This window comes from Streptomyces sp. NPDC054956, assembly GCF_053609185.1.
The window spans coordinates 1-10,048 of sequence record NZ_JBSGXB010000285.1; the positions used below are offsets into that span (position 1 = coordinate 1).

Annotated in this window: 11 protein-coding genes; 8 read left to right on the plus strand and 3 right to left on the minus strand. The window is 73.0% G+C overall.

Going from position 1 to position 10,048, the window contains the following annotated elements:
- Positions 1-76 precede the first annotated feature (76 nt).
- Both ACWGDE_RS31175 and ACWGDE_RS31180 read left to right on the plus strand, forming a co-directional pair.
- The gene (locus tag ACWGDE_RS31175; RefSeq protein WP_453392380.1) at positions 77-1,288 is read left to right on the plus strand and encodes a hypothetical protein; all 1,212 of its coding nucleotides are present in this window, start codon (positions 77-79) and stop codon (positions 1,286-1,288) included.
- Between the two features lie 69 nt (positions 1,289-1,357).
- Complete coding sequence (locus tag ACWGDE_RS31180) at positions 1,358-1,951, plus strand: O-methyltransferase (protein WP_453392381.1); 594 nt, start codon at positions 1,358-1,360, stop codon at positions 1,949-1,951.
- A gap of 5 nt (positions 1,952-1,956) precedes the next feature.
- Here the strand turns inward: ACWGDE_RS31180 and ACWGDE_RS31185 are convergent, their stop codons facing one another.
- A complete protein-coding gene (locus ACWGDE_RS31185; protein ID WP_453392382.1) occupies positions 1,957-3,420 on the minus strand; it encodes an MFS transporter in 1,464 nt (487 codons plus the stop codon).
- 157 nt (positions 3,421-3,577) lie between these two features.
- Between ACWGDE_RS31185 and ACWGDE_RS31190 the strand changes: the two genes are divergently transcribed.
- Positions 3,578-4,162, plus strand: coding sequence for a helix-turn-helix domain-containing protein (locus ACWGDE_RS31190; protein ID WP_453392383.1), 585 nt, complete (start codon positions 3,578-3,580; stop codon positions 4,160-4,162).
- 27 nt (positions 4,163-4,189) lie between these two features.
- On the opposite strand, the gene ACWGDE_RS31195 is transcribed toward ACWGDE_RS31190, so the two are convergent.
- Positions 4,190-4,513, minus strand: coding sequence for a putative quinol monooxygenase (locus tag ACWGDE_RS31195; RefSeq protein ID WP_453392384.1), 324 nt, complete (start codon positions 4,511-4,513; stop codon positions 4,190-4,192).
- 29 nt (positions 4,514-4,542) lie between these two features.
- Positions 4,543-5,391 carry a methyltransferase domain-containing protein gene (locus tag ACWGDE_RS31200; RefSeq protein WP_453392385.1) on the minus strand — a complete coding sequence of 283 codons (849 nt, stop codon included), beginning with the start codon at positions 5,389-5,391 and terminating at the stop codon, positions 4,543-4,545.
- Between the two features lie 101 nt (positions 5,392-5,492).
- Here ACWGDE_RS31200 and ACWGDE_RS31205 point away from each other — a divergent pair, with 101 nt between their 5' ends.
- The 5 genes from ACWGDE_RS31205 to ACWGDE_RS31225 all read left to right on the plus strand — a co-directional run bounded on the left by ACWGDE_RS31205 (position 5,493) and on the right by ACWGDE_RS31225 (position 10,008).
- Complete coding sequence (locus tag ACWGDE_RS31205) at positions 5,493-6,074, plus strand: TetR family transcriptional regulator (RefSeq protein WP_453392386.1); 582 nt, start codon at positions 5,493-5,495, stop codon at positions 6,072-6,074.
- Positions 6,075-6,201: 127 nt separating this feature from the next.
- Positions 6,202-7,095 carry a peptidoglycan DD-metalloendopeptidase family protein gene (locus ACWGDE_RS31210; protein ID WP_453392387.1) on the plus strand — a complete coding sequence of 298 codons (894 nt, stop codon included), beginning with the start codon at positions 6,202-6,204 and terminating at the stop codon, positions 7,093-7,095.
- Between the two features lie 100 nt (positions 7,096-7,195).
- Positions 7,196-7,942, plus strand: coding sequence for an FHA domain-containing protein (locus ACWGDE_RS31215; RefSeq protein ID WP_453392388.1), 747 nt, complete (start codon positions 7,196-7,198; stop codon positions 7,940-7,942).
- Positions 7,939-9,414 carry a serine/threonine-protein kinase gene (locus tag ACWGDE_RS31220; RefSeq protein WP_453392389.1) on the plus strand — a complete coding sequence of 492 codons (1,476 nt, stop codon included), beginning with the start codon at positions 7,939-7,941 and terminating at the stop codon, positions 9,412-9,414. Before ACWGDE_RS31215 ends, ACWGDE_RS31220 begins: the two co-directional genes overlap by 4 nt.
- Positions 9,415-9,510: 96 nt before the next feature.
- Positions 9,511-10,008, plus strand: coding sequence for a hypothetical protein (locus ACWGDE_RS31225; protein WP_453392390.1), 498 nt, complete (start codon positions 9,511-9,513; stop codon positions 10,006-10,008).
- Positions 10,009-10,048 lie beyond the last annotated feature (40 nt).

Genomic DNA, 10,048 nt, shown 5'->3' on the forward strand with positions numbered 1-10,048 from the left:
CTGTTCATCCCCGTCCGGTACGGCAAGGATGTGTCCCGCCGATTCGGTTCTCGCACGAAGTCATCCGGGGGGATACATGAGAACGAGAAGGACGCGCACCGGCCTCGCACTGGCGGGGAGCCTCCTCGCCGCATCCGTCGCGGCCGTCCCCGCGCAGGCGGATCCGGGGGGTTCCACCGCGCGCTGCGAGCCGTCCCTCCAGGTCCTGGAGACACCGCCCGCGCCGGTCGACCCGCACCCGAGCCCCTGGGTGCGCCGCACCCAGGTCAGCGCCATCGCGCCGGGGCCGTCCCGGCTGGCCGTGGGCATGTCCTCGATGATGCCGGTCTACTGGATCGGGACCAGGGTGTACTCCGTGCCGGTGCCCGCCGGTTCCTCGATGGGCCGGGTCAATGACGTCAACCGGTCCGGCCTCATGGCCGGCCAGGTGTCGACTCCAGAAGGAAGCAGGGCCTTCAGCTACCGGCACGGCGACAGCGCCGTCACCCTGCTGCCCGGCGGGGGAGCGGCGACCGGCGTCAACGACCGGGGCGTCATCGTCGGCCATGTCTGGGACCCGGTCGAGAACCGGACCATCGGCATGGAATGGTCGGACGGCAGGCTCCGCCGCGAACTGGCCCCGCCCGCCGGTTACCGGCTCTCCTTCTTCTCCGGCATCAACAACGCCGGACAGGTCGTCGGCAGCGGTGACGCGAAGGAACTGCTCCCGGGCGCGGAGTACTTGCGTGCCCCCGGTCTGTACTGGCCCGCGCGCCGGAGCCTCCCCGCGACGGCGCTCGGTCCCGCCGACGACACGGGGGACAAGTACGTCCCCCGCGGGATCGCCGACTCCGGTCGGATCGTCGGATATCAGAGGCCGCGGGCGAGCGACGGCAAGGAGGTCGCCGTGGTCTGGGACAGGCCCGGCGGACCTCCCGTGTACGCGCCCCGGGCACCCGGCGCCATCGGCGGCACCTTCGAGGCCGTCAGCCCGAACACCAACGTCTCGGTCGGCCTGGCGGAGTTCCCCTTCTCGGCCCCGTCTCCGGAGGACAGTCCGGAGGCGCGGGCGCAGTACTGGACGGGCAGCGGCCCCATGCGCGTCCTCCCCGGGCTCGCACCGGACCGCTACACCGCCGCGTTCGCCGTCTCCGACGACGACCGGGTGGGCGGGGCGGCCCTGGACGAGGAGGGCCGGGTCCGGCCGGTGATCTGGACCTGCGCGGCGAAGCAGGCCTTCGTCCTGCCGGGCACCCCGGAACACTCCCCGGCGGCGCCCGCGGCCGCGGGCGAAGCGGCCCGCCCGTAGCCGGCCCGGCGAACTCTCCCTGGGATCAAAGCCGTTGTGCGGGAAGTGCGGCGAGGGCATGATCCACGGATGGACGACACAGTGAGCCGGATCCCGGATGCCCTGCCCGCCCTGCGCGCCGCGGCGCTCGAAGAGGGCTTCGGCATGTCCTGCGAGGAGCGGACCGGCAGTCTGCTGGCGGTCCTCGCGGCCGCCCGTCCCGGAGGCCGTGTCCTCGAACTCGGTACCGGCGTCGGCGAGGGCGCCGCCTGGCTGCTCAGCGGGATGGACGCCGCCGCTCGGCTGGTCTCGGTCGAGCTGGACGAGGCCGTGCAGAAGGTCGCCCGCGGGCAGTTGGGGTCCGATCCCCGGGTGACCTTCGTGGCTGCCGACGGCGGTGAGTGGCTGGAGGAGTACGACGGGGAACCCTTCGACCTGGTCTTCGCGGACACCTGGCCCGGCAAGTTCACGCACCTGGACCGGGCCTTGGACCTCGTGGCCCCCGGCGGGACCTACCTGATCGACGACCTCCTCCCGCAGCCCAACTGGCCCGAGAGCCACGCCGCCGCGGTCGAACGCCTGCTGGCCGACCTGGAAGGGCGGCAGGACTTCGGCACCGTCCGCATGGCCTGGGCCGGCGGACTCCTCATGGCGGTGAGGTCCGCACCCGACGCGACCCGCTGAGGCCCTCAGCCGCTCGCGGTGCGCCGCCGGGCCAGGCTCCGCCCGCCCGCCGCGACGGCGATCGCGGTCACGATCAGGGCCGCGGCGACCGCGAACGTGACCCGCATGCCCGTGGCCACCGCTTCGGAAGGCGCCGTCGCGACGTCACTCGCCGCCGAGGCGAACGCGAACACGGCGCCCATGACCGAAGTGCCGGTGACGAGACCGAGGTTGCGCGACAGGTTGAGCATCCCGGAGGTGACGCCCCGCTGGTCCGGGCGGACGTCCGCCATCACGGCCGTGTTGTTGGCCGTCTGGAACACCGCGTACCCCGCGGTGACCACCACGATCGGGGCCACGTAACCGGCGATGCCGAAAGACCCCGACGTCGTCGACAGGGCGCAGGCACCGACCGCCATCGCGCCGAGCCCGGCGACGGTCATGCGCGGCGCGCCGAAACGGTCCGCGACGCGCCCGGCCGGCACCCCGGTCAGCGCGGCCACGAGGGGACCGGCCGACAGGACGAGCCCGACGAGCGCCTCGTCCAGCCCGAGCGTGCGGGAGAGGTAGAACGGTCCGACCACCAGCGTCGCCATCATCACCGTCGAGACGAGCGTGTTCATGGCGAGGCTCGCACTCAGCGCCGGATCCCGGAACCTCGCCGGCCGGATCAGCGGTGAGGCCGCCCTCGACTCGGCGCGTACGAAGAGGCCCGCGCCGAGCGCCGCACCCGCCAGGAGAACCGCGTTGAGCGGACCGAACCGCCCGCGCCCGGTGGTCATCGCCAGTGCGTACGCCGCCAGCGTGAGGGCGAGCAGCAGGGTGCCCACGTGGTCGAAGCGGCCCCGGCCGGTCTTCCCGGGCTCCTGCTCCCGCCGGTCCGCGGGCAGGTGACGGTGGGCGAGGAAGAGGGTCAGGAGCCCCAGGGGCGCGTTGACGAGGAAGATCGCCCGCCAGCCGGCTCCGGCGATCAGCGCGCCTCCCAGCGAGGGACCGAGCGCGGTACCGATCGCGGACATGGTTCCGAGCAGCCCCATGGCCCGGCCGGTCCTCTCCTTCGGCACCGTCTCGCCGACGAAGGCCATGGTGAGGGCCATCATGACGGCCGCGCCGAGGCCCTGTACGGCCCGGGCGGCGATCAGCAGCCACAGGGTGGGCGCGAGTCCGCACAGGACGGAGGCCACCGTGAACAGGAGGATTCCGGCCAGGAGGAGCCTGCGGCGGCCCATGAGGTCACCGAGCCGTCCGACGCTCACTATCAGGGTGGTGATGGCCAGGAGATAGGAGAGGACGATCCACTGGACCTGCTGGAAGGAGGCGGAGAACGCCTCCGCCAGCGTCGGCAGCCCGACGTTGGCGATGCTGGTGCCGAGCGAGGACAACAGCATGGAGAGCGACAGGGCGGCGAGCGTCCACCGGACCGCGGACGGCAACCGCCCCGCCTCGCCGGCCGCCGCCGCGCGCCCCTGTCCTGCGGTGATGGGTCTCAAGGTGGACTCCGTTCTCGGGTGGCTCCCGCGGCTCCGGCCCCGGCCGGCGGGTCGCGCCGCCGGCGGCCGGATCCCGCTCGTGCCCGGAGCGTGGCCCCCACCACCCGGCACGGCAACTCTTGTTGCCATTTCCGGGACAGGGCGATGGAATGGCCGCATGGACGAAACACCGCCCTACCGAGCGGTACTCGACGAGGTCGCCCCCCGGCTCCGCCGTCTGCGCGCCAAGCGCGGCCTCACCCTGGCCGCGCTCTCCGAGGCCACCGGCATCTCCAGGAGCACCCTCTCCCGGCTCGAATCCGGGCAGCGCCGCCCCAGCCTGGAACTGCTGCTCCCGCTCGCCGGCGCCTACCGCGTGCCCCTGGACGACCTGGTCGGCGCCCCGGAGGTGGGGGACCCCCGGGTACGCCTGACCCCGCACGCTCTGCCGAGCGGCGGTACGTTCGTCCCCCTGACCAGGACCCCGGGCCCGATCCAGGCCTACAAGATGATCATCACCGACCGGGGGGCCGAGCCGGACCACCGTACGCACGAGGGCTACGAGTGGCTGTACGTGCTCAACGGCAAGCTGCGGCTCGTCCTCGCCGACCACGACCTGGTCCTCGGCCCGGGCGAGGTGGCCGAGTTCGACACCCGCCTACCGCACTGGTTCAGCAGTGCGGACGGGCAACCCGTCGAAATCCTCAGCCTCTTCGGGAGGCAGGGGGAGCGGATGCACGTCAGGGCGAAGCCGAGCAAGTGACGGCGGGCGGGGTGAGCCGGGCGGCGGTCAGTCGACCTGCAGTTCGCCCATGCGGCTCCAGCCGGTCGCACCCTCGATGGTGGTGCTGACGATCTCCGGCGTACGGGTCACCAGGGGGCGCATGGTCTCCAGCGCGGCGCGGAAGTGGTCCGAGGTGACGTGGGCCTCGCCCGCGTCGTCCTGGAACGCCTCGACCAGGACGTAGGTGTCCGGTTCCTCCAGGCTGCGGGACCACTCGAACCACAGGTTGCCGGGTTCGGCGCGCGTCGCGGCGGTGAACTCCGCGACCTTCTCGGCCCACTGGTCGACGTACTCGGGCTTGACGGGGAATTTGACCACAATGAAGATCATTCGTGCATTGTAGGACGCGGAGGATTCCCTCAGTGCGCGGGCCGCCGGGCGGTGACCAGCCATGAAGAGGCCCGCAGGTGCACGGCGCCGTCGCTCTCGTGGGGGCGCAGCCATTCGGTGAGGGCGCGGCGGGCCGACTGCTGTTCCTCGGGTCCGACTTGGTCGAGGAGATGCCGGCCGGGGCCGGATTCCAGCAGGAACGCGGCCGCGTCCCCCGCTTCCCGTCCCCAGTCCCCGTCCGCCTCGACGCGCACCGCCCCGGCCCCCTCGAACCCGGCGGCCGTCAGGATGCCGACGGTGCGTTCCGGGTCGGCGAGCGAGAACATGCCGGGGGATCCCGGAGCACCGAACTCGCCGACGGGCAGGATGTCGCGCAGCGCCGCGAAGGCCCGGAGCCACTCGTTGCCTTCGGCTTCCGCCGGGCAGACGAAGGCCAGGCGGCCGCCCGGGCGCAGCGCACCCGCGATGTTGGCGAAGGCGGCCACCGGATCCGCGAAGAACATCACTCCGAAGCGGCTGACGGCCACGTCGAAGGCGCCCGGTGCGAAGGGGTGGCTCTGCGCGTCGCCCTGGACGAAGGACGCGTTGCGCAGTCCTTCGCTACGGGCGCTCGCGCGGGCGCGCTCCAGCAGGGGGCCGGAGAGGTCCAGTCCCGTGGCCCCGCCTCCGGTGGCCCGGCCGGCGGCGAGACGTGTGGTGCGGCCGGCTCCGCAGCCGATGTCCAGGACCCGCTCGTGCGCCCCGATGGCGGCGGCGTCGAGCAGGGGCCGGTTGAATCCGTCGTTCACGGCGTCCCAGCGGTCCTGGTTGCGGGCCCACTGTGTCCCGTCGTAGCCGTTCCACGCCTGGGCCTGGTCGGTGTTGACCACGTGTTCCATCGAGCATCTCCGAGCTAGAATGGGCAAGTGCCCAAAGAGTATGGGCAAGTGCCCATACTCGCAATCGAACAGCGGAAAGAGGCCCTATGTCACCGCGTGGCGTGGCGATTCCAGACCTGCGCGAACGGCTGTTCGCGGCCGCGGAGCGGGTCGTGGCCCGCGACGGCGCGGCCGCCCTGACCAGCCGGGCGGTCACGGCCGAGGCCGAGTGCGCCAAGGGGGTGCTGCACACGCACTTCGCCGGGATCGACGAGTTCGTCTCCGAGCTGGTCCTGGACCGGTTCGCGCACAGCGCGCGCAACGCCGAAGCGCTCGCCGCGACGGTGGGGCAGGGCAGCGTCCAGGCCAATCTCGCCGAGGTCGCGCTGGCCCTGCTCGACTCCCTCGATCCCGCGGTCGTGGGGCTGGCCATGACCCGCCCCGGCGCCTCGCTCCACACCCGACGGGCGCTGGAGAGCGGCGCGCCGGGGTTCGCCGCCATGCAGGAGTCGGTCACCGCCTACCTGGAGGCGGAGCGCCGGGAAGGCAGGGTGGCGGAGGACGCCGACGCGGACGCCATCTCCCTCGCGCTCATCGGGACCGTCCACCACCTGCTGCTGACGCGCGGCCCCGAGCCCGCAGAAGCCCCCCGGGAGACGATCCGGCGCCTGACGGCCGTCCTGCTCGCAGGAGCCGTCCGGTAACCCGGACCGGAGCCCGCCCGGCGCGCACCCTCGTATCCGCGAGGTATCGCGAGGGGCTCCCGAAGCCGACCATGGCGCTGGGCAACGTCCGGCCGGGCGCCGTCCAGGCGAGCCGGGAGGGGAAGACATGCTGCGGTACGCGCGCAGACTGCGGGTCATGGTGCTGATGTGTGTGGCGGGAATGGTGCTGGCGGGCACGCCCGCCTCCGCGGTGACCGGGGCGGGGGCCGCTCCGGACGCGGCGACACGGACGGCGACCGCCGCGGCCGAGCCGGCGTTCCAGATGCCGTTCCCGTGCGGCACCAAGTGGGAGATGCACACGTGGGCCCACAACCCCGCGCTGGACATCGTGGTGGAGGGCAACACCGGCTCCGACGGCCTGCCCGTCCAGGCCTCGGCCGCCGGAACGGTGTCCGCCACCTACTGGGACAACGGCTCGGGCAACACCATCCAGATCAGCCACGGCAACGGATGGTTCACGGCGTACTACCACCTGAAGGACGCCCCCGAGACGTACGTGAAGAAGGGCGACCCCGTCCTGCCGTCCACCAGGATCGGGCGGATCGGCACCTCGGGCGCCTCGGGCTGGGCCCACCTGCACTACGAACAGCGCTACCTGGCCTCGGGCGACTTCACCGACGAGAGCAACCGGGTGCCCGTCCACTTCGACGGCGTCGAGTACACCGGGCCCTCGAAGGACTGGATGAGCGTCACCAGCCGCAACTGCACCGGAACGCCCCCCGCTTGGCAGGAGTGCCCCTCGGGCTACGTCTGCTTCTACTCGGGCCCCGACGGCACCGGCACCGTCTGCCGCTCCGCCGGGAACGAGCCCAACAGCACCTGCGGCCTGCGCAAGTCCTTCTTCAACAACGGCACGCCGGATCCGGGTTACGACCACGTGCAGGTCTCGTTCAAGGAAGGCGGCGGCGCCTGCCTGCACTACGGATGGGACGAGGGGCGCGGCAACCTGCCCGCGGGCGGCAGGACCATCGAGCGCTTCCAGTGGCGGGGCGAGTGCTGAGGGCGAGTCGCCTTCAACTGGTCGTCGACGAGCCGCCGTTACAGGACTGATGGATTCCGCTGGCTAACCTTCCCCCGGCACTCTGGGGGAAGGAAACAGCGTGTACAGCATCATCGTGGTTCCGGGGCCCACCATGTCCCCGGCCGCACAGATCCGCCTGGCACCGGGGCAGACCCTCCGGTTCGGCCGGGAGTACGAGGGCGAGGGCTGCCTGCACGTTCCGCACGCGGGCATCTCCCGCTCGGCCGGGGAGCTCACGGCCACCGGCACGTACTGGTCGCTGAGCAACCTCAGCCGCTCGTCGACCTACGTCGTGGAGAACCCCGAGGGCGCCGGCGAACACATCAAGATCGCGCCCGGACGGCTGGGCGCACCCGTCCCGTTCGAGTTCGCCCGGATCGTCCTGCCGGCCGGCTCCGAACTGCTCACCCTGGACGTATGGGCACCGCGCCACGACTACGCCGACCGGGACGAATCCGGTGAGCCCGGCGGGGAACCGACCGTACTCGCCTTCCCGCTCGACCGGTGCAGCCGCTACTTCCTCGTCCTGACCGCGCTCTGCGAGTCGCGGCTGCGCGGCGAACCGCTCGCGCCGCTGCCCACCGTCGAGCAGGTCGTCGAGCGGCTGAAGCCCCTGTGGCCCGCCGCGAACCGCGCCGCCGTGCAGTGGAACATCGACTACCTCGCGGTCAAGCTCCGCCTCAAGCCCGGCCCCGACACCGTGGATCCGGGACCGCGGCTCGTCGGCAAGAAGGAGACCCTGGTCTCGCTGGCGCTGCGCTTCGACCTCGTCCGCGAGGCCGACCTGGCCTCCCTGCCGGCCACCCCGGCCGGGAGCGCCCGTTGACCGGGCGGGCAGGCCATTTAGCCGCCCTCACGCTCCCGCCCGGCTACCGGGTCGGCCCCTGGATCGCCGGCCGGCTGCTGGGGGCCGGCGCCTTCGGCAGCGTGTACGCGGCCCTGCGCGCCGTACCCGAACCGGGACTTCCCGGCCGGGCGGCGCTCAAGGTCCTGCCGACCGGCACCCGCACCCCGCGCCAACTGCGCCACCTCGGCGAACTCGCCGCACGCGAGACCGAGGTGCTGCGCCGGGTGCGCACCCCCCGGCTGATCCGGATGTACGAGGTGCTCACCGTCGACGACCCCGGCCGTCCCGAGCTCGACGGGGCCACCGTGCTCGTCCTGGAGGAGGCGGAGAGGTCCCTGGACGCCCTGCTCGCCGGAGGCGTGCCGGCCGCGGGGCCCGAGCTCCTCGCCCAGGTCTGCGAGGGGCTCGACCAACTGCACCGGGCGGGCTGGGTGCACGGGGACCTCAAGCCCGGGAACGTCCTGCTGATGCCCGACGGCACCGCGCGGCTGGGCGACTTCAACATGGCGGCGGAAATGGAAGGCACCCACGCCTACGCGCCGGCCTTCGCGACCCCCGACTACACCCCGCCCGACCTGCTCTGGTCGGAGGTCGGCGAACGCGGGATGAAGATCCGTCCCAGCGCCGACATCTGGGCCTTCGGCGTACTGGCCCACGTCGTCCTGACCGGCACGCTGCCGCTGCCCGGCGGCACGCCCGCCGCCCGCCGGGACGCGGCGCTGCGCTACGCCGGGGGCGAGGAGGAACTGCGCCTCTCTCCGGAACTGCCGGAGCCCTGGCGGGACATCGTCCGCGACTGCCTGGCGCGCGGGCACGAGGACCGGGCCCGCCACACCGCGGAGTCACTGCTGCGCCGGGCGCGGGAGGCCGTCGAGGGCCGGGCCGGCCCGGCGTACGCGCGACCGGCCCCGGGCGACCCCGTCCCGCGCGGCCCCGTCCCGCGCGGCCCGGGGGCGCGCAGCCCCGTACCGCGAAGCCCCGTACAGCAGGGCTCCGAACCGGACGGGTCCGCACCACGAGCTCCCGGGCCGCGGCGGGGCCGCCGCGTGCTCATCGCGGCCGGGGCCGCCGCGCTCGCGGGCCTGGGCATCGTGTGGGGCTCGGGCGTGCTGTCCCTCGGCGGTGCCGCGGCGGGCGGGTACGACCGGTGCCGGCGCGGGGCCGTCTGCTTCTTCGCGCAGGAGGGCGGCCGGGGCGAGATGTGCTCCTGGGTCGACGGCGACGCCGACTGGACCGACGCCCTGGGCCCCTGCCCTTGGGCGGCGAGCGGCGCACCGCGTTCGGTCTACAACAACGGGTTCGACCACACGGAGGGGGCGACCAAGGTCGACGTCCTCTACTACGGGCAGGCCGGCGAGCGGGAGTTGCTGGGCTGCGTGAAGGTGGGCACCCGGGCGGACCTCGCCGGCGCGGACCGGCCGCGTTCCCACGCCTGGGTGACGAACTGCTGACCGCCCCGCGCGGTACCTCGTACCTGCGAGGTACTGCCGGGCGGGCGCCTCCGAGAGCCTTGGGGCACATCACACCGCTCTGACAAGGGGTTCTCGATGCGCGTCAAGCGTTCCATCCTCGGTATGGCCGGCGTCTCCGCGATGCTGTTGGCCGCGGTCTTCACCACCGGGTCGGCCCAGGCGGCCGCGCCCTCGGAGCAGGGCACGGCGGCGGCCCGCGTACTGGTCGCCCCGCCCGCGCCCGCTGCCGCCGGCCAGTCGGCCTCCCTGGTGGCCGCCTCCTCCCCGGGCATCTCCCCGTGGGCGCCCAGCAACCACATCGCGGGGAACGGCACGTACACCTGCTCCAGCGGGAACCTGTGCACCCTCGTCTGGGACCCGACGACATCGGACTGGAAGGTCTTCTACCTCAACGCCTGCAACCGGTACTACGTGTCCAACTGGAACGGCAACGGCTGGTACAACGACAACCAGACCGGCGGGGTCTGGTCGTTCCTCTACGGCTCGAACGGCGGCGAGCTGAAGCGCTTCCAGCCCGGAGGCGGCCAGACCGGCGTGGACTGGAATCCGGTGTACTCCATCCGGAACTGCTGACCCGACCCCCATGCGGACCCGGCCCCGGTCGCTCGCCGAC

Coding starts and splice junctions, on each gene's coding strand:
- ACWGDE_RS31175 (WP_453392380.1), top strand. CDS start 77: ATGAGAACGAGAAGGACGCGCACCGGCCTCGCACTGGCGGGGAGCCTC.
- ACWGDE_RS31200 (WP_453392385.1), bottom strand. CDS start 5,391: ATGGAACACGTGGTCAACACCGACCAGGCCCAGGCGTGGAACGGCTAC.
- ACWGDE_RS31195 (WP_453392384.1), bottom strand. CDS start 4,513: ATGATCTTCATTGTGGTCAAATTCCCCGTCAAGCCCGAGTACGTCGAC.
- ACWGDE_RS31225 (WP_453392390.1), top strand. CDS start 9,511: ATGCGCGTCAAGCGTTCCATCCTCGGTATGGCCGGCGTCTCCGCGATG.
- ACWGDE_RS31190 (WP_453392383.1), top strand. CDS start 3,578: ATGGACGAAACACCGCCCTACCGAGCGGTACTCGACGAGGTCGCCCCC.
- ACWGDE_RS31210 (WP_453392387.1), top strand. CDS start 6,202: ATGCTGCGGTACGCGCGCAGACTGCGGGTCATGGTGCTGATGTGTGTG.
- ACWGDE_RS31180 (WP_453392381.1), top strand. CDS start 1,358: ATGGACGACACAGTGAGCCGGATCCCGGATGCCCTGCCCGCCCTGCGC.